This window comes from Amycolatopsis sp. NPDC058986 (assembly GCF_042741125.1).
Lineage (GTDB): Bacteria > Actinomycetota > Actinomycetes > Mycobacteriales > Pseudonocardiaceae > Amycolatopsis.
Genome location: NZ_JBHYJW010000014.1, coordinates 34,788 through 52,480, shown reverse-complemented (window position 1 = coordinate 52,480; position 17,693 = coordinate 34,788). Strand labels below are relative to the sequence as shown.

18 protein-coding genes are annotated in these 17,693 nt (G+C 68.6%); 13 read left to right on the top strand and 5 right to left on the bottom strand.

Annotation, left to right across the window (positions count from 1 at the left end):
- Positions 1 to 70: 70 nt before the first annotated feature.
- Positions 71 to 646: a CGNR zinc finger domain-containing protein gene (locus tag ACFW0G_RS15155; protein WP_378325794.1), complete on the bottom strand. Its 576-nt coding sequence runs from the start codon at positions 644 to 646 to the stop codon at positions 71 to 73.
- An 82-nt stretch (positions 647 to 728) separates the two neighbouring features.
- Here ACFW0G_RS15155 and ACFW0G_RS15150 point away from each other — a divergent pair, with 82 nt between their 5' ends.
- The gene (locus tag ACFW0G_RS15150; protein WP_378325793.1) at positions 729 to 1,901 is read left to right on the top strand and encodes an epoxide hydrolase; all 1,173 of its coding nucleotides are present in this window, start codon (positions 729 to 731) and stop codon (positions 1,899 to 1,901) included.
- Between the two features lie 16 nt (positions 1,902 to 1,917).
- Here ACFW0G_RS15150 and ACFW0G_RS15145 read toward each other — a convergent pair whose 3' ends face one another.
- Positions 1,918 to 3,162: an FAD-dependent oxidoreductase gene (locus ACFW0G_RS15145; protein ID WP_378325792.1), complete on the bottom strand. Its 1,245-nt coding sequence runs from the start codon at positions 3,160 to 3,162 to the stop codon at positions 1,918 to 1,920.
- 93 nt (positions 3,163 to 3,255) lie between these two features.
- Between ACFW0G_RS15145 and ACFW0G_RS15140 the strand changes: the two genes are divergently transcribed.
- The 9 genes from ACFW0G_RS15140 (at position 3,256) to ACFW0G_RS15100 (ending at position 9,680) form a co-directional block, all read left to right on the top strand.
- Entirely contained in the window at positions 3,256 to 4,245 is a 990-nt protein-coding gene (locus ACFW0G_RS15140) for a helix-turn-helix transcriptional regulator (RefSeq protein ID WP_378325791.1), read from the top strand.
- 38 nt (positions 4,246 to 4,283) lie between these two features.
- Positions 4,284 to 5,252 (top strand): helix-turn-helix domain-containing protein, encoded by a 969-nt coding sequence (locus ACFW0G_RS15135; protein WP_378325790.1) that lies wholly within the window; start codon positions 4,284 to 4,286, stop codon positions 5,250 to 5,252.
- A gap of 141 nt (positions 5,253 to 5,393) precedes the next feature.
- Complete coding sequence (locus ACFW0G_RS15130) at positions 5,394 to 5,855, top strand: hypothetical protein (RefSeq protein ID WP_378325789.1); 462 nt, start codon at positions 5,394 to 5,396, stop codon at positions 5,853 to 5,855.
- A gap of 17 nt (positions 5,856 to 5,872) precedes the next feature.
- Positions 5,873 to 6,121: a hypothetical protein gene (locus ACFW0G_RS15125; protein ID WP_378325788.1), complete on the top strand. Its 249-nt coding sequence runs from the start codon at positions 5,873 to 5,875 to the stop codon at positions 6,119 to 6,121.
- Positions 6,122 to 6,305: 184 nt separating this feature from the next.
- A complete protein-coding gene (locus ACFW0G_RS15120) occupies positions 6,306 to 6,542 on the top strand; it encodes a hypothetical protein (RefSeq protein WP_378325787.1) in 237 nt (78 codons plus the stop codon).
- Between the two features lie 141 nt (positions 6,543 to 6,683).
- Entirely contained in the window at positions 6,684 to 7,004 is a 321-nt protein-coding gene (locus ACFW0G_RS15115) for a hypothetical protein (RefSeq protein WP_378325785.1), read from the top strand.
- A 4-nt stretch (positions 7,005 to 7,008) separates the two neighbouring features.
- Positions 7,009 to 8,733: an alpha/beta hydrolase gene (locus ACFW0G_RS15110; RefSeq protein WP_378325784.1), complete on the top strand. Its 1,725-nt coding sequence runs from the start codon at positions 7,009 to 7,011 to the stop codon at positions 8,731 to 8,733.
- Positions 8,734 to 8,741: 8 nt separating this feature from the next.
- Positions 8,742 to 9,323: an LppA family lipoprotein gene (locus ACFW0G_RS15105; protein ID WP_378325783.1), complete on the top strand. Its 582-nt coding sequence runs from the start codon at positions 8,742 to 8,744 to the stop codon at positions 9,321 to 9,323.
- Between the two features lie 18 nt (positions 9,324 to 9,341).
- Positions 9,342 to 9,680: a hypothetical protein gene (locus tag ACFW0G_RS15100; RefSeq protein WP_378325782.1), complete on the top strand. Its 339-nt coding sequence runs from the start codon at positions 9,342 to 9,344 to the stop codon at positions 9,678 to 9,680.
- 210 nt (positions 9,681 to 9,890) lie between these two features.
- On the opposite strand, the gene ACFW0G_RS15095 is transcribed toward ACFW0G_RS15100, so the two are convergent.
- The 3 genes from ACFW0G_RS15095 to ACFW0G_RS15085 form a co-directional block, all read right to left on the bottom strand.
- On the bottom strand, positions 9,891 to 10,433 hold the full coding sequence (locus ACFW0G_RS15095; RefSeq protein ID WP_378325781.1) for an ADP-ribosylglycohydrolase family protein: 543 nt from the start codon (positions 10,431 to 10,433) through the stop codon (positions 9,891 to 9,893).
- 94 nt (positions 10,434 to 10,527) lie between these two features.
- Positions 10,528 to 10,833, bottom strand: coding sequence for a hypothetical protein (locus ACFW0G_RS15090; protein ID WP_378325780.1), 306 nt, complete (start codon positions 10,831 to 10,833; stop codon positions 10,528 to 10,530).
- A 577-nt stretch (positions 10,834 to 11,410) separates the two neighbouring features.
- The gene (locus ACFW0G_RS15085; RefSeq protein WP_378325779.1) at positions 11,411 to 12,061 is read right to left on the bottom strand and encodes a TetR/AcrR family transcriptional regulator; all 651 of its coding nucleotides are present in this window, start codon (positions 12,059 to 12,061) and stop codon (positions 11,411 to 11,413) included.
- 97 nt (positions 12,062 to 12,158) lie between these two features.
- Between ACFW0G_RS15085 and ACFW0G_RS15080 the strand changes: the two genes are divergently transcribed.
- From ACFW0G_RS15080 to ACFW0G_RS15070, 3 genes are read left to right on the top strand one after another with little or no spacing between them, the layout of a single operon-like run.
- A complete protein-coding gene (locus ACFW0G_RS15080; RefSeq protein WP_378325778.1) occupies positions 12,159 to 15,119 on the top strand; it encodes a crotonase/enoyl-CoA hydratase family protein in 2,961 nt (986 codons plus the stop codon).
- 8 nt (positions 15,120 to 15,127) lie between these two features.
- Positions 15,128 to 16,273, top strand: coding sequence for an acyl-CoA dehydrogenase family protein (locus tag ACFW0G_RS15075; protein WP_378325776.1), 1,146 nt, complete (start codon positions 15,128 to 15,130; stop codon positions 16,271 to 16,273).
- Between the two features lie 25 nt (positions 16,274 to 16,298).
- Complete coding sequence (locus tag ACFW0G_RS15070; RefSeq protein WP_378325774.1) at positions 16,299 to 17,309, top strand: alpha/beta hydrolase; 1,011 nt, start codon at positions 16,299 to 16,301, stop codon at positions 17,307 to 17,309.
- The last annotated feature ends 384 nt before the right edge of the window (positions 17,310 to 17,693 follow it).

The window sequence follows — 17,693 nt, the reverse complement described above, 5'->3', positions numbered from 1 at the left end:
GGCGGTCGCCGTACCGACGTCACTCACGCGGGCGACGGAGATTTCCGGCTCGGCGGCACCGCGGTGGCGTTCACTCCGCCGATCCGAATTTTTTTCGCTGGTTGGCAGTGAAGCGCGCTTTCTTCTGACGATTCCCGCACGTATTCATGTCACACCATTTGCGGGTGCGACTCTGGCTGACGTCGAAGAAGGCCGCTTGGCAGGTTGGTGACGCGCACAAGGCCAGTTTTCCGTCCCGTTCCCCCGCGATAATGCTGATCGCGTCGGCGGCGATGACGCCGAGGGCGTCTTCCACGGAGGAAGCCGAGCTGAGCCGCCATCGCCGCTCACCCTCGGGCGTCAGGATCGCCGCGGCCCGGCCCTGAGCGCTGCGGTCATTGATGACCTGGACAGCAGACGCGGGGAGAGCGTCCTGGATCGCGGCCGCTGTCGCGGCGGCGTGAATCGACTCCCTCAGTTCCCGGGCGAGGTCGAGCTGGGCGGTGGTGCAGGAGTCCACGGCGAGGCCGTTCACCGCCAGCCAGTCGACGAGCCGCTGGGGCGTGGGAATGCGCTCCACAGCGTCGCCGCGACGCTCCGTCAGAGTCGCCGTGAAGCTGGTCGCCAGCACGGTACCGAGGCGAAAGTCAGGAAACCCAGCACGCATGGAACCACCTTAGCTGGTTGCACCCGGGCCTGACGACATGCTAGAACCGCCTTAGCCGGTTCCACGATGGTCAGGAGGTCTCATGCCCCGTTCAACCAGCGACGTGCAAGCGTTCGAAGCCCGCGCGACCGACGCCGACCTCGACGATCTGCGCGCGCGACTGGCCGCGGCGCGGCTGCCAGAGGCCGAGACGGTCCATCGCGCCGCGCCCGGCCCTCGCCGATGGGAGCAGGGCGTTCCTCTCGCCGACCTCGTCGATGTCGTGAACTACTGGCGCACCGGGTACGACTGGCGGTCGTTCGAAGAGCGCCTCAACCAGATCGGCCAGTTCCGCACGACCATTGACGGTCTGGGAATCCACTTCCTGCACCGCCGATCCGCACGCCCGGATGCCACTCCGCTGATCTTGACGCACGGCTGGCCGGACAGCATTGTCCGGTTCATCGACGTAGTGGACGAGCTGGCAGATCCGAAAAACGCGGACGCGCCGGCGTTCCACGTCGTGGTCCCGTCGCTACCGGGCTTTGGTTACAGCGACAAGCCGGCCACCACCGGGTGGGGAACCGAAAAGATCGCGGCCGCGTGGGTGGAACTGATGGGAAGGCTCGGCTATGACAAGTTCGCGGCCCACGGTGGTGACTGGGGAGGCAACATCACCACGGTTCTCGGCGGCAGGTTCCCGGCGCACGTTCTCGGCATCCACACGACGTTCGCGGAGGCACCACCCGGGTTGACAACGGACGGGCTGACGGCGGTCGAGCGCGAGTGGACCGAGGAAACCCGCGATTTCTGGCGCCACCGCGCGGCGTACGCGAAGCAGCAGGCGACCCGGCCGCAGACCATCGGCTACTCGCTCGTCGATTCACCGGCCGGGCTTCTCGCCTGGATCCTCGACAAGTTCGCCGAGTGGTCGGACACCGAAGACAGCCCGTTCGAGACGATTTCCATGGACAGAGTTCTCGACGACGTCACCCTGTATTGGCTGACGCGGACCGGCGCGTCGGCGGCCCGAATTTACTACGAAAGCCACAACTCGCTGGACCCCGAACTCCGGGTCGACGTCCCGTCGGCACTCACCATGTATCCCCGCGACGTCGAGAAGTGCCCGCGCCCCTTGGCACAGGAGCGGTACCGACAGATCGTCCGATGGCGGTCACCCGAAACCGGGGGACATTTCCCGTCGCTGGAGGTTCCCGAGTATTTCGTCGAAGATCTGCAAGAGGGCCTCGCAGCGGTGCTGGCAGCGCATCGGTGAACGCGGCTCGGCGACCTCAGCGCCGTAACCGGGTGGCCACGGCCAGGATCGGGGTGGCCACCGCGGTGGCCGCGGCGCCGAGGGTGGTGTCGGTGGCCAGGATCCAGCGGACGGTCTTCATGGCCAGGGTGAGGACTTCGCCGCCGCGCCGGCGCATCCCGGCTTCGAAACGCCCGATCGCGTCGGCGAGCGTCGTGGTGCCGTCGATGGTCGTGCCGAGCTGGTCGAGCAGGTCGGCGGCGTCACGGATGGCCGCACCGGCGCCCATGCCGGCAGTGGGTGGTGTGGCGTGGACGGCGTCGCCGAGAGCGGTGATCCGGCCGGCCTTCCACGGCGCGAGATCGGTGGCGCGGGTCGAGGCGGCGTTGAACCGGAACGCGGCCACGCCGGCCGGATCGGCGCGGGCGATGACCTCCAGCGTGTGATCGGCCCACCCGCGGTCGCGGAACCGGCGGAGCAGCGCGGTTTGCAGCTGGGCGCCGCGCAGGTCGCGCAGGGATTCGGTCTGGGCGGATTCGGGGAACATCGCGCCCCAGATGTAAGTGGGGCCGGTGGTGACCGACATCCGCAGCTCGGGAGCGTCGAGGGCGGCATTGCCGACCGGGTCGAGGAACCCGATGTAGAGCGCGGCGCCGCGCGGGCCGATCGCGAGCGCCGAGCGCGGCCCGAGGCGCTGCTGCTCAGCGGGGCCGAGGTCGGCGCGCCGGGTGCGCCCGGAGAATCCGATGATGCCGGCCGGGCGGTTGGTCGGGCCCGCCGCCAGGTGCCGGGCGACGACCGAGTGAGTGCCGTCGGCGCCGACCACCAGATCCGCGGTGACCGATGTGCCGTCGGCGAACGTCACCCGCGGCGTCCCGTGCTCGTCGTGATCGACACCCGACACCTCCCGCCCGAGGCGCAGGTCCTCACCGACGGCTTCGGCCAGCAGCGTGCGCAGCGTGATGCGATCGACGTCGACGCTCGCGCTGCCGGTCAGGTCCGGGCCGTGCCCGAGCAGGCGGCCGCGCCGGTCCCAGAACGCGTCCCGCTCCCGCAGCCGCAGCGCCGACCCCGACGCCAGCAGCCGCCGCATGATCTCCGGCGCCACCAACCGCTCCAGCGCCGACTGGGCCCGCTGGTCGAGGGTGATGTGGTAGCCGCCGGTCGCGGCGACATCGGTGTCACGGTCGTACACCGCCGTCTCGTATCCGCTGCGGCGCAACCCGGCACCCAGCGCGAGCCCGCCGATCCCGCCCCCGACCACGACCACGCGCATGCTCATCCATCCTCCACTGCCGAGTGATCACTTGTCCGAGCCAGACAGTGCCACCGGTACTGGACACCGAATGACCAGTACCGATGCCAGGATGGGATGATGGCGAGCACCTCACATCGAGCGTTGCGGCTGCTGTCCCTGCTGGGATCGCGCCGGCGATGGCCGCTGCGCGACCTCGCCGCCCGGCTCGGGGTCAGCGAGCGCACGGTCCGCCGCGACCTCGACACCCTGCGCGGGCTCGGCTACCCGATCACGACCGTTCGCGGTCCCGACGGCGGCTACCGGCTCGGCTCCGGACACACCGTGCCGCTGCTGTTCGACCACGACCAGGCGCTCGCGATCGCCGTCGCGTTGCAGACCGCGCCCAGCACCGTGTTCGACCTGCAGGACGACACCGCGCGGGCACTGGCCACCTTGCAGCAGGCCATGCCCGAGACGCTGCGTGCCGCGATGGAGTCCCTGCGGCTGACCCGGCTGCAGAACTACTGGGAGTTTCCCGCGGCACCAATAGATCCCGCCGCGCTCAGCGCCGTCGGCACCGCCGTACGGCACCGTCGTGTCCTTGTCACCGAACTCCTGCGCCCGGACGGAACGCGCCCCGCCCCCGAAGACCACGACTTCGCCGCCGCCCACCGCATCGAGCCGCACCACCTCGTGGTGTGGGCGGGCCGGTGGTACGTCGTCGCCTACGACCTCGACGACCACCAGTGGCGAGTACACCGTGTGGACCGGCTGCACCCCCGCCCCACAACGTCCCGCTTCAATCATCGTGACCTGCCCGGCGGCGATCTCGCCCACTTCGTCATGAGCAGCCACGACCGTGGCGACACTCCCGCCCCCTGGCCGTGCACCGGCAGCGCACAACTCCACCTGCCCGCCCGCACCGTGGCCCGCTGGGCACCCGGCGGCTCCGTGGTCGAACACCTCGACACCGATCACTGCCGCCTCACCCTCGGCGCCTGGTCCTGGGCCGGCATCGCCGGAATCCTCGCCACCTTCGACACCGACCTCACGGACCTGCACCCAGCCGAACTCCTCAACGCATGCCGGCACCTCGCGCACCGCTACGCGGCGATACCCGACACGTGACCGACATGGTCGACAACCGGTCGCCATCACGCTGCTCAATGACCACGTTCGCTGAACGAATCGACCCGATCTGCGAGCGCGGTGGCCGTGGTTGCCTTACACACCAAGGGATTGCGGCGCGTCGACGAGGCCGAGCCGCCACGCCCGCCGCGATCGCACTCGGCGCCGGGCTGCGCATCGCCCGCGAGCACCGCGGCATCAGCCTCCGCGCGATGGCCGCCGCCCTGGGCCTCGAACCCGCCACCGTCTCCGTGCTCGAGCGGGCCATCCGCCCACCCACCGTCGAACTCACCACCCGCGTGCTCGGATTCCTCGTCGTCAACGGCGACGAGTACCGGCGGCTGAGGAACCTGGCCCGGCACGTGAAAGACCCGAACTGGGCCGAACCCGGCCCCTGCGAATACCCCGCACCACTGCTGGAATACGAACGCACCGCCACCACGATCCTCGCCTGGGCACCGAAAATCCTCCCGGATCTGGTGCAGACCCCCGACTACGCCCGCGCCGTCCTGGACTCCGGCATCCTCACCAGCGACGAAATCGGCCAGGAACTCATGCTCCGCCTCGTCCGCCAGGACGCCCTCAGCGGGGAGAGCCCAGCTACCCTCACCATTCTGCTCTCGAAGGAAGCGCTCACACACCGCGTCGTGGACCCCGGCGTCCTGCGCGAACAACTGCGCCACCTGCTCACCCTCATCGACACCGGCCGAGTCGCGGTGCGCATCATGCCCGCCGACCCGCACGGGCAGCCCAGCCTGCTCAGCCCGTTCTCACTGCTCCGCTTCCCCCAAAGCACCCCGGCGGTCGCTGTCTGCCAAGACCACATCCACACCTACCTCACCGAACCGTCCTATGTGGACCGATACGAGAACTCCGCCGACCGCCTGACACAGCGTGCACTCCGCGAGCGAAACTCCCGTACCCACATCAGCGAAGCACTCACCAAACTGGAGAAAACCGGCCAACGCACAGCAGAAAGCCACCACTTCGCAGCGCCCACGGGATAACTGAAGCTCGCCATTAGCCATCGTTCTCGGACCCGCCGTACCGACCCGGAACTCGACCGTCGCCAGGCCCGGCCTGTTGTGAAACGACTCGACCACTTGTCCGATACCGCATCGTCCCACGGCGGAAAGTGAAGGACCGCAATGGAAAACAGTGACGGCTCCGAACGGCAGACCCCAGAGATCAGGACAGCCACCGAGCGCTGGGTCTTCGCCGGATCGCGGGTGGATCAGGGGAAACGCGCGCACGCGTGGGTCGACCCCGGCGGTGCCCATCGCGTGTTCAAGACGCAGGGCAGCTACACCGTTGGTGCGGTATACGCCGCCGAGGTCTCCCGTGACGGTGACCGCGTCACCTTGTACGGCAGGCCGAAGTATCTCGGCGACTTCTGCGAGGACACAGCGCTCGTCGACCAGCTCGCCGCGCGACACCGTGCTGCGGAGGCGGCGCTGAGCCTGGCTGCGAGCGAGCGAGCGGCCAAGCAGAACGACCCTGTGGAACGGGCCATCGACCGGCTGGCCGAACTGGCGGCTCACGTCGCTCCAGCGCAACGCACCGAGTTCGCCGCCTACGTGCTCCGGCGGCTGTTTCGGGGGTGGCAGTGACCTCCCCGTGGCAGGTGGTGAAGAAGGACCTCGAAGCCACCGTCCAGTTCACGGAGCAAGCGTGGCTCTCGGCGGCACAACTACTGGAGACGTCGAGAGCTGCGGCGACGACGTTCGAACGAGTCACACCGCACGTCAGCTCCAGCGCTGCGTTTCAGCAAGCCGTTGAGGAGATCAAAAAGCTGGTGAACCTCGCTGAGCAAGCGTATGCGACCGCGCCGACCTGCTACCACGCCGCAGACGACGCGAACCGCTCATTCGATTGACCAAAGATCTTGCCCCGCCGCTGCTCGACTCGCAGTTGGAGTCCGCGAACTCCAACGGGGAGAGACAACCGGGGCCCGTGCAGCTCTCCCGCCGACCACCCGGGCTGCGCCGGCCCCGGCTCGCCGCCTTTGGCCGCAGCTGGCTGGCGGACCGCTGCCCCCCGTCAGAAGAAGGGACCTGCCGATGACCACCGACAAGAGTCCGGCCGAGATTGCCGAGGAGCGCGCGGCCGAGGCCGCGCAGAAACTCGAGGACGCGATCATGAAGTTGCGAGCAGCGATCGAGGAGGGCGCTCTGCCCCGCGACGCCGGTCTGCGGCTGGCCGCGAAGATGGACGCGGTCGCCGCCAAGCTGCGCGGCGGCGACCGCACGGAGCCGACCACGCAGACCTCGGCAGGCGAAGGTACCGGCGCGCCGTGAGTAGTTCCACTCACCTCGCCCTGGGTAATCGCCCCTGACCTGCATTTCTCGGCCCCGCCCGGCGGCCTGTGGTCGTTGAACAGGGCCTCCGTCGTGCCGTAGTGTCGCCGTGAGTGATCGACACGCTACGAGGGAGGACGCGTGACGGGGTATCAGGTCGTGATCGACAAGATCAGACACACCGGGCAGGCCGCCGGACGCGTCGCGGCCGGCCTCCGAGGCGCTGCCTGCGGGGCCGCGGTCCCGGGCGGGGACGCCGGGATCCCCGGGGCGCGCGCAGTCGGCAAGCTGGCCGAGGTCAAGCGGGCCTGGGACGATCGCGAACGCGGGTTCGAGTCCACGCTCGACGGGCACGCCGCCGACATGGCCAAGGCCGCCGACCGCTATGCCGGGCAGGAGTCCGCCGCGGCGAGCGACATCACGACGACCCCGCGGCCGACCGGCCAGGTGAAGGCGGTCTGAGCCGATGGTCACCTGGTCGGACGTCACCCGCTGGAACCCCGGCCCGTTGCAGGAGGCGGTCGGCGCGATCAACACCGCCTACAACAAACTCGTCGCCTGCTCCGATGATCTGCGCGACATCAACACCCCGTACGGCTGGCACGGCGACGCCGCCAGTGCAGCGGCGAACAAGGTCAACGGCATCATCGACGGCCTCGAAGAACACGCCGCCGAAGTCGCCTCACTCCGGCGCAGCGCCGGAGACGTCAGCGACGCGATCACCGGGGTGCAGAACGGCGTCAAGGAAGTCGAAGGACTCGCCCGAGCCCACCACTTCACCCTCGGCGGTGATGGCGCGGTCATCGATAGCGGTCCGCCGCCGGACACCCCGGAAGAGCAGAAGCAGGCGATCGCCGCGGAACGCAAACGCATCGCCGCCGAGTTGACGGACCGTGTTCAGCAAGTCCTCCGGCAGGCCGCCGATATCGATGACGACTTCTGCGCGGTCCTGGACCGCATCCTCGCCGGGCACACCATCGATGCCACGTCGAACGACAACGAGCACACCTCCTTGGCAGCCGCGGGCAACTCCGGCGACGTGCTGGGCGCGTTGTCGGTACTCGCGCCACCACCACCGGATGCCAGCCCGTCGGCGAACGCCGGCTGGTGGGCAGCGCTGTCGCCGCGCCAGCGTGAGCAGGTGCTCAAACACCTCCCGCAGAACGCCGCCGACCTCGGCCGCCGCGACGGGCTACCCGGCGAGGTCCGGGACAAGGCCAACCGGGTCGTGCTCGACCAACAGCGCGGCGACCTGCAGCGCCAGCGCGACGAGATCCAGCGCAAGCTCGACGGCATGAAAGAGTCCGACCCGCGCCAGATGAACGAGTACCACGACCTGGAGAAGCAGCGAGACAAGATCAACGGCAAGCTCTCCGAGCTGAACCGGGTCGATGAGACGCTGCAGAAGCCGGGCAGCCGACAGCTGCTCGTGCTGGACGGCAGCGGTGAGCGAGTCAAGGCCGCGGTCGCGACCGGGAACGTGGACACCGCGCGCAACATCGTCACCTTCACCGGCGGCTTCGGATCCACCGTCAACGGCGACCTTCTCGACTACGACCGGCGGATGGACGAAACCCGGCTGGAAGCCGACCGGCTGTCCGATCGCTACGGGAATGGCGAGCGGTCAGCGGCGGTGACATGGATGGGATACGACGCGCCCCAGGGACTCGACGTGGCCGGGCAAGGAAAGGCCGACAAGGGAGCGGGCGCGCTAGCTCCGTTCCTGCAGGGCCTGGATGCATCGCGGGGCGACGACCCGGCCCGGCTGGTCGCGCTGGGACACTCCTACGGGTCCACCACCACCGGGCTCGCGCTACGCCACGACACCGGGGTCGACGCGGCGATCTTCGCAGGGTCTCCGGGTATCGGTACCGACAATGTCGCCGATCTGAAAGTCCCGCCCGGACAGTCCTATCTGCTCACAAACGATGGCGACCCGGTCGCCGGGCTGGGCCGGTTCGGTGGCAACCCCAGCGATCTGCCCGGCATGCATCACCTCTCCACCCACCGCACTGACCTGCCCGGCGGGCAGCCGCTGGACACCTCCACCGGCCACGCCAGCGTGGACCAGTACCTGCGGCCCGGCACCACCAGCCAGCACAACATCGCCGCCATTGTCGCCAACACACCCGGGCAGCTCGCCCTTGAGGACCGCCCCGGGTATCAGTACGCACAGCAAGGCGGTCGATGATCTTCACCATGAATCCCACCCGTACTCACCGATCCCGCTGGACGCTTGTCGGCCTGACCGTCGTGACGCTGCTGACCGGCGGGTGCAGCGCGGAAGGACCCACCGTGCCCGACACCTACACCAAGCTGATGCAACGCCCCGACATCGACCAGGCCCAGGCCACCTACACCGAGATGCTCACCGCCATCCGGGACCGGCTGACCACCGAGTTCGGCCGCACCTGGGAACAGCGCAGTGAACTCAGCGGAGCCGCATGCCTCAACGACTACCCCGGCCTCAACGCCGACGGCGAAAGCCGCACCCTGCCCCGCTGGCTCTCACCCGGAAACCTGCCCGACAACCAGTGGGCCCGCGCCCAAACCCTGCTCGGTGAAATCGCCGCGAAATACGGCTTCCAGACCACACCCACGGTCCGCGTCGACAAGCCCGGCGAACACGATGTCGTCTACCACAAAAACGACGGCCTGCCCGATGAAGCACTTCTCTACTTCGGCACCGCCAAGAACACCGACATCTCGGTGTCCACCGGATGCCACCTGACCGCCGAGGCACACCGGCGCGGTCGCCCCGCTCCCTCCCCCGGATCGTGAACACGGGAGAGCGGAACCATGAGCGCGCCCGATCCCGATTCTCCATCGAACCGAGCAGGCAACGGAGCGGTCATCGCGTTGGTGACCCTGTTGGTCATCGGGACCGCAGTGGCGCTGCCATCGCTGTTCTACCTGACGATGGTCGACTGCCGCAGCGGCTCAGGCCGCAGCGCACCCTGCATGGCCCTGGGCCCAGGCTTCGTCGCCAGCCTACCTGGAGTGGGGCTGGTGGCCGGGCTGCTCGTCGGCGCTATTGGCTCCGGCAGTGCACTCGGCAAGAGCCGCTCCCCCTTTCGGTGGGTCACCATCGCCTGGGGGATCTTCGTCGTCGCCACGATCACCGCCTACCTCCTCTGACCCGACGTCCCGAGGCGAGAACGCGATTCAAGCAGGCAAAGCCCATGCCAGCTCCGCTGGACATCGCCCGCCCCCGTGACCCGACAACAGGAACCTCAACCACGTAAGCAACAGTCCGAAATACTCCGTCAGTGTCGCCAACATCGGCGTCTGATTATGTCCGCGAGATTCTGACCGCACATATCGATCACACGCCATGATCAATGTCGGTCACTTTCGTAGCCTTCTGTACTCGTCATGGAACCGTGGGTCAGCGGCGTGGGTGACAGCGGAGATCTCGGCGGCTTCCCGACGTCGTGTCCCCATGTCTTCGCGTGCCAACGCGGTGGGCATAGCCCGCATGAGCGATCCGTTTCCCGCCGCATGGGCCGCATCGATCCGGTCCAAGACGGACAGTCCACTCTGGACCGGGTCGCCGGTGTTGGCCAGCGTGGCCAAAGCGGCCGCCGTAGTACCGCCGATATCCCGAGGCTTCCTATCGCGCCACGCCAGGAAGTGCTCGCCGACCCGGCAGAGGCTGTAGCCCTCGGCGTACGCGCGGGCGACTGCGGCGGTCAGGTCGGAATCGTCGGTTCCTTGCCCGGGACGCCACCGAAACGAACCACCGCCGACGATGTCGGCGTGCCGCCCGTAGCGCGAGGCGATCTCAGCCGGGCGGCAGAACTCAACCGTCGCGCCCAGCGCGTCGCCCGCCGCGACACCGAGAAGCGCTCCGCGCGCACGATCGGTCCTGCTGATCATCGATACGGTCATCAGCGTTCCCCTCCAGCTTCTGTACTCATTTTTTCTGAGTACAGAAGCAGCCGTGCTACCACGTCTGGCAAGAGCAGTCGGTGTCGATGGCTGCTCAGCGGGAAAGGCTGTCCGCTCCTTGCGCGAAACGAATTCGTACTTCGGCGCCGTGCCAGGCCCCTGGGTCGGTGGACCGGGCGGGATAGTAGTGCCAGGTGGGGTGATTGGAGCTGGCGAAGGTCCACCGGCAGCGACACGGGGTGACGCGCCACCAGCCGGGATGAATGACCTGCAGCCGCACACCGGCGTGCTCGGCGGGCGGAAAGCCGAGCGGGAAGGCGGTCAGGGCCCGAGTCACGATCTCGGCGACGGTGGTGCCGCGCACGAGGAGCTGGCCGTGCGCTTCGAGATGACAGGTCACCCATTCGACAGTGCCGAGACACGGTTGGTCCACTACAGCTGTGACAGGTTGCATGGGACACCCGCTTCCTCGACGACCTGTCCTTCGCGAGTCGAGGCGGCAGGCCTGTCGCACTTCAGGCATGCGCCGCAACGGCCACCCCTGATGCAAGTCCAGGGGACCTCGCTCGTGTGGACCACGAACAGCCGGTGATCCACCGAGGAAACGTGTTCCAGATATCCACCGTGTGGACCGATCATGGGGGACGGCAATCGAACGTCCTGTATTGCCGAGGTGAGGACGTTCTCAACCAACTTGATCCCGTGCCGGGTGAGGTCGACCTCGGGCAGGCGGAGGCAACGCCCTTGTCCGCGATCAGCTGCAGGTAGGCCGGTCGGCATCCCCGCCGGGTTGACGTAGCGGGCATGGGAGCGAACCCCGGCGTCGTACACGCCACGGCCGGTCATGACGGCCATAGCGGAGGCCAAACGAGACCAGAGCCGGCGGTAGTGCTGCCAGAGTCGCGCATTCCTTTGGCCGTTTACCGGTCATTCGGGAACGCGGCGTTTTCCAATCACCAGCGCGATAAGCTGGTCCGCTAGCCGTGATGTCCCGCGAGTATTGGCGCGACGGCGGTGCGGGCGAGGTGGTCGCGCGCGGCGGGGTCGGTGAGGTCGGCGACCAGGCTGGGGGTGAGGAGGTAGCCGATCATCAGGTGTATCAAGGCGTCCGCCTGTGTGTCCGGATCTCCGGGCGGGATGGTGCCGGAGGCTTGGGCTTTGGCGATATTGGTGCGAATGGCTTTGTGCGCCAGCATGATCGGGGATGGGTCGCCCTGGGTCAGGGCGTGGATCAGGTCCGCGCGGTGGGCGTGGTCGGCGTTGTGAAACAGGATGTGCTCGGTCAGCCGCGTGCCTGCGCCGAACGCCAGCACGACCTGATCCACGGGGTCGGTGACGATGGTGAACCGGTCGGCCAGGTCCGTGAGCAACCGGTTGACCTCACGGGCCAGTGCGCGTTCGAAGAGCTGGTCCTTGCCCGCGTAGCGGCGGAACAGGGTGGCGCGGCTGACCTTCGATTCGGCGGCGATGTCGTCCATGGTGGCCGCGCGGGTGCCGCGGCGGGCCAGTACGCGCAACGCCGCGTCGAGCACGCGGTCCTCGGCCTCGTCGGTGCGGGTGTCTCCGACCAGGACATGGCCGACCGCCCTGCTCAGCAGGCTCTGTAGCGATGCTCCCGGTCTGGTCACCCGGTCATCTTGACACGTGAGATCACTATCCGTCTAATAGTCGCATGAGACTATTGAGGTCATCACAGTCTCACGTACGGGAGAGGGTGATATGGGCATGGGGCGTCCCCCGAAACCGCTGCGGACGCTGCGCGCGCACCTGCGGACCGCGCAGCAACTGGCCGCAGCCGCACGCCGCGATCCCCGCATCCTGCGAGACGTTGTCAGCGGACTGGTGGGCCGCGCACCCGGGAAACCGTCGCCCACGCCGGATCCGGCCGAATACCTTCCACCACCGGGTCTCGCGCAGTTCGATCGTCACGCGCATGCCGACACCACAGTCGAGGTACCACCGGAGGTGGTCGGCGCGTATCTGACCGATCCGGGCCGGTTCGCCGAGTGGCTGACCCTGCACGCCGGATTCCGTGGTGATCCGCCGGCCGGCGCGCACCCGGGCCTGACCTTCGTGCAGCAGGCGAGGTTCATGGGCATTCCCGCCGACGTCACCTGGACCGTCGCCGCCGTCGACGACACCGCGCTGGAATTACGGGGCGACGGTCCGATGGGGACCGCGATGGGATTCTGGCTGTCGGTCCGGGCCGGCGGCGAGGGTGCGCTGGTCAGTTTCGACGCCGGTCTGTCGGGCCAGCCCGTGGAGGGCCCGCTGGGTGCCTCGCTGGTGCGCAGCCTGAACGACGCGTTGCGGGAATCGCTCGAACGCCTGCCCGCCGCACTCGCCGCGGCCGCGCCGTCGACCGGCCGCCGAACCACGGGAAAACCCGTGCTGCACAACGCTTCCGGGCAGATGATTCCCCCGAACACGCCGGTGCTGGTCGGGGCCGGGCAGGTGGTGGCACGGCAACCGGATCCCGCCCGTGACCCCGCGACACTGGCGGTGCGGGCGCTGCGCGAGGCCGCCGCCGATGCCGCCGCGGGAGAGGCGCTGCTGGCTCGTGCCGACGCGGTATTCGCAGTGGCGTGCACCTCTTGGCAATACCGTGACCTCGGGGCGCTGGTGGCCACGGCCGTGGGCGCCAGCCCGGCCGGCACGGTGCAGTCCACACCGTTCGGCGGCGACGGCGGCCAGCTCCTGATCAACGAGGCGGCGCAAGCCATCACCGACGGCGAATACCGGGTCGTCCTGCTGACCGGCGCCGAGGCCGGCGCGACTTTGGCGGCGGCGCAGCGCGCGGGCACCGAGGTGCGCTGGCCGGAGCAGGGGCCGCAGGTCTCGCCCACGCGTGTGGTCGGTGTGGACCGGCCCGGCAACAACGACGCGGAAACCGCGGTGGGCCTGGGCGCGCCGATCTATCTGTATGCCCTGCTGGAATCGGCGAACCGGCATCGGCTCGGTCGTGGCGTGCGGGAACACGCCCGCGCGGTGGGTGAGCTGTGGTCACGCTTCTCCGCCGTGGCCGCGGCGAATCCGAACGCATGGCAGCCCCGGGAATTCGACGCGGAGGAACTGCTCACCGCCACCGCCGGCAACCGCCTGGTCTCGGCGCCCTACACCAAACTGCTGTGCGCGAATCTGCAGGTGGACATGGCCAGCGGACTCATCCTGTGCAGTGCCGCCGCGGCCACCGAAGCCGGTATCCCGCAGGAGAAATGGGTCTTCGTCCACGCCGGCGCGTCCGGGCACGACGAGTGGTTCGCCACCGAGCGCGCGGAACTGACGGCATCCCCCGCCATCCGCACGCTCGGTTCCTCCGTGCTCGAGCACACCGGCATCACCATCGACGACGTCGCCCACGCCGACCTCTACGCCTGCTTCCCGTCGGCGGTGCAGATCGCGGCCCGGGAACTCGGCTTGCCCGTCGATGACCCGCAACGCCCGCTGACCCTCACCGGCGGACTGACCTTCGGCGGCGGTCCGGGCAACAACTACGGCAGCCACGCGGTGGCCACGATGGTGCGACGATTGCGCGAGCAGCCCGAAACCTATGGTCTGACGACATCACTGGGCTGGTATGTGACCAAACACGCGATAGGCGTGTATTCCGCGATGCCCCCGGCGCGACCGTACGCGCATCTCCGGCCGATCATCGAGCACCCGCCGTCCCGGCCAGTACGGGTGGGCCACGACGGACCGGCGATCGTCGAGGCATACACCGTCCCGTTCGGCCGCGACAACCAGCCCGAGGCGGCGATCCTCAGCCTCCTCACCCCCGACGGAGCTCGCGTGCTGGTGCGCACCGAAGAGCCGGATATCGTCGGCGAACTGGTGGATGGGGACGCCGTGGGCTTGCCGGTGACGGTGTCCGGCACCGAGATAGCCCTCAGCGCAACCGAACCCGTCGCCCTCCCCGCACCGCCACCGGCCCCGGTCATCGTGGAGCGCCGGGCGCCGGTCACCGTCATCACCTTGAACCGGCCCGAGGTCCGCAACGCCGTGAACCTCGCCATGGCCACCGCGATCGAGCGCGCCCTCGACGCCTTCGAGGCCGATCCTCACGCCCAGGTCGCCGTCATCACCGGAGCCGGTGGATTCTTCAGCGCCGGAATGGATCTCAAGGCCGCCGCCCGCGGAGAAGTGCCGATGACCGAACACCGCGGGCCCCTCGGCATCACCGGCAAGCCCCCGCGCAAACCGCTGATCGCCGCGGTGGAGGGCCCAGCGCTGGCCGGAGGCTGCGAGATCGCGCTCACCGCGGACCTCATCGTGGCGGCGAGCGATGCGCAGTTCGGTATCCCCGAGCCCAAACGTGGGCTGGTCGCGGCGGGCGGCGGCGTATACCGGCTGCGGGAACGACTGCCCCGCAATATCGCCATGCAGCTGGCGCTCACCGGCAACCCGATGCCCGCCACCCGGCTGGCGGAATTCGGTCTGGTCAACGTGCTCGCCGAGCCCGGCCGGGCGCTCGACGCGGCCCTGGAACTGGCCGCCGAGATCGCGGTCAACGCGCCGCTGAGCCTGACCGCGAGCAAACAGATCATCGACGAAACCACCGACTGGACCACGGCCGACGCCTTCGCCAGGCAGAACGAGATCGCCTCCACCGCACTGTTCTCCGAGGACGCGGGCGAAGGCGTGCGGGCCTTCGCCGAGAAGCGCGCGCCGGTCTGGCGCGGACGATAGGACGCCCCATGCACGAATTCGACACTCCCGAACGCACCCTGCTGCGCGACACCGTGCATCGGTTCGTCGACACGGAGATCTACCCCCACCTGCCCGAGTGGGAACGCGCCGGCAGCATCCCGCGCGACGTGCACCGGAAGGCCGCCGACGCGGGCCTGCTCGGCATCGCCATCCCCGAAGCCGTGGGCGGACAGGGCGGCGACGTCCTCGACGGCGTGGTCGCCACCGAAGCCTGGTTCGAAGCCGGTGGTTCCTCGGGGGCGCATTCGGCGCTGTTCACCCTCGGCATCGCAACCCCGCACATCGTGGCCTCCGGCGACGAGTACCTCATCGACCGCTACGTGCGGCCCACCGCCGCCGGGGACAAGATCGGCTCCCTGGGCGTCACCGAGCCCGACGCCGGATCCGATGTGGCGGCACTGCGCACCACCGCGGTACGCGACGGCGACCACTACATCGTCAACGGCTCCAAGATCTTCATCACCTCGGGCACCCGCGCCGACTACGTCACCACCGCCGTCCGCACCGGCGGTGAAGGGTTCGGCGGGGTCAGCCTGCTCGTGATCGACACCGACACACCGGGCTTCACGGTCTCGCGCAAGCTGGAGAAGATGGGCTGGTGGTGTTCGGACACCGCGGAACTGTCGTTCACCGACTGCCGGGTGCCCGTCCGCAATCTCGTCGGGCCCGAGAACGGCGGGTTCCCGCAGCTCATGCAGCAGTTCGCTGCCGAACGCATCGGTGTCGCCCTGCACGCCTACGGCATCGCGGCACGCTGCCTGGAGCTCGCCGTCGACTACACCCGCCAGCGCAATACGTTCGGCAAACCGCTGATCAAACGCCAAGTGGTGCAACACAAGCTGGTCGAAATGCGCCAGCGTGTCGAACTCGCCCGCACCTACACCCGCCACATCGCGACCCGCTACGCCGCCGGGGAACAGGTCTTCGGTGAGGTTTGCCTGGCCAAGAACGCCGCGGTCGAGGCGTGCAAGTACATCGTCGACGAAGCCGTGCAACTGCACGGCGGCATGGGCTACATGCGCGAGAGCGAAGTCGAACGCCACTATCGCGACTCCCGCATCACCGGAATCGGCGGCGGCGCGAGCGAAGTCATGTCAGACCTCGCGGCCAAGATCTTCGGCTACACCGGCTGACCCTGCCGCTGCAAAGGAGCAGACCATGGCGGACTCCCCCGAGAAAGAACCGCCCCCCACACCGATACCTCCCCGGATCACCGAGCACGCGCGCACCAGCTGGCAGTCCTACGCCCTGGCGGGACTCCTGCGCACCACCGGACGGCCCCTAGGCAACGTGTGGCCGCACACTCCCCAAGCGCTCGGCGCCATCGACCCCGCGCTCGTGACCCTGCTGCGACCGGCACTGCGCGCACACGGGCCGGACACCGACCGGAGCTGGGAGGCCGTCGACGCCGCGGGTGTGCCCGCCCGGATCGCGCGAGCATCCACGGTTGTCGCGCCGAAGCGCACGATCCTGCATATGCACGGCGGCGGCTTCGTGTTCGGCTCGGCCGCGGTGTATCGCGAATTCGCCTACCGGCTGTCCCGAGCCGCCGACGCCGAGGTGATCCTGTTCGACTACCGCCATCCACCACAGCACAACGCGGACGCGATGACCGGCGACTGCCTCGCCGTGTACCAATGGGCCCGGCACCGTAACCCGGCACTTCCCCTGGTCGTGTCCGGTGATTCCGCGGGAAGCAACCTGGCCGTGGGCACGCTCGTCGCGGCACGAGACGCCGGCCTGGCGATGCCGACCGCGCTGATCAGCCTGTCGGGGTGGTACGACCTCGACTACCGGCACCCCCGACGCGCGCCCCGCGACGCGTTCTTCTCCCTCCCTTTCGCTGCCCGCTCGGCCCGGATGCTGGGCGCCGGAACCAACCTGCCCCCGAGCCTGCGCCCCCTGGAGGCCGACCTGACCGGACTACCACCCACACTGCTGCAACTGGGCGCGCGCGAACCCCTCCGAGAAGGGAACCGGCGACTGGCCACCACACTCGGCGCCGCCGGCGTCCCCGTACAACTCCAGCTGTGGCAACACCAAGTACACGTCTTTCAACTCTTCAGCGCCCTCCTACCCGAAGGACGGCACGCCCTCGACGAGATCACCACATTCCTCGACAACCTCGCCACGGCCACGACCGCCCCGAAGCACACGAACCTCCGATGATCCTTTCGCCCGAACAAACCGGCCGAACAACTCTCCGATATCCGCGAGATGATGAAAGCCGTTGTGTAACTGCAGGGGCGCCGTACCAGGTCGCTTTGGCAGGCAGGGGAGCCGGGGCAGGGACGTCAGCGTGAAGGTGAAAAGCCCGAGAGGGCGGCAGCGCAAGTGAGGGCGAGCAGGCGTGATCGCATCGAAGCTTCCCTGACACGTGAGTGGCTTAACCACTTCGGGTACACATATTTTGGGCGGTCTGCCATATCGGTGCCACAAAATACACTCATTCGAGTGTCGCCAAGCAGCCATGGCAAGCGGTCGACACTTTCGTCACCGAACCTGGTAGCGTCGCGGCTCGGGCACTATGTCGGCATCCCGCGAATAGCGCGG

Excerpts from the sequence above, each read along its gene's own strand:
- ACFW0G_RS15155 (WP_378325794.1), bottom strand. The coding sequence starts at position 646 with ATGCGTGCTGGGTTTCCTGACTTTCGCCTCGGTACCGTGCTGGCGACC.
- ACFW0G_RS15150 (WP_378325793.1), top strand. The coding sequence starts at position 729 with ATGCCCCGTTCAACCAGCGACGTGCAAGCGTTCGAAGCCCGCGCGACC.
- ACFW0G_RS15145 (WP_378325792.1), bottom strand. The coding sequence starts at position 3,162 with ATGAGCATGCGCGTGGTCGTGGTCGGGGGCGGGATCGGCGGGCTCGCG.
- ACFW0G_RS15140 (WP_378325791.1), top strand. The coding sequence starts at position 3,256 with ATGGCGAGCACCTCACATCGAGCGTTGCGGCTGCTGTCCCTGCTGGGA.
- ACFW0G_RS15135 (WP_378325790.1), top strand. The coding sequence starts at position 4,284 with ATGACCACGTTCGCTGAACGAATCGACCCGATCTGCGAGCGCGGTGGC.
- ACFW0G_RS15130 (WP_378325789.1), top strand. The coding sequence starts at position 5,394 with ATGGAAAACAGTGACGGCTCCGAACGGCAGACCCCAGAGATCAGGACA.
- ACFW0G_RS15120 (WP_378325787.1), top strand. The coding sequence starts at position 6,306 with ATGACCACCGACAAGAGTCCGGCCGAGATTGCCGAGGAGCGCGCGGCC.
- ACFW0G_RS15110 (WP_378325784.1), top strand. The coding sequence starts at position 7,009 with ATGGTCACCTGGTCGGACGTCACCCGCTGGAACCCCGGCCCGTTGCAG.
- ACFW0G_RS15105 (WP_378325783.1), top strand. The coding sequence starts at position 8,742 with ATGAATCCCACCCGTACTCACCGATCCCGCTGGACGCTTGTCGGCCTG.
- ACFW0G_RS15100 (WP_378325782.1), top strand. The coding sequence starts at position 9,342 with ATGAGCGCGCCCGATCCCGATTCTCCATCGAACCGAGCAGGCAACGGA.
- ACFW0G_RS15095 (WP_378325781.1), bottom strand. The coding sequence starts at position 10,433 with ATGACCGTATCGATGATCAGCAGGACCGATCGTGCGCGCGGAGCGCTT.
- ACFW0G_RS15080 (WP_378325778.1), top strand. The coding sequence starts at position 12,159 with ATGGGGCGTCCCCCGAAACCGCTGCGGACGCTGCGCGCGCACCTGCGG.
- ACFW0G_RS15075 (WP_378325776.1), top strand. The coding sequence starts at position 15,128 with ATGCACGAATTCGACACTCCCGAACGCACCCTGCTGCGCGACACCGTG.
- ACFW0G_RS15070 (WP_378325774.1), top strand. The coding sequence starts at position 16,299 with ATGGCGGACTCCCCCGAGAAAGAACCGCCCCCCACACCGATACCTCCC.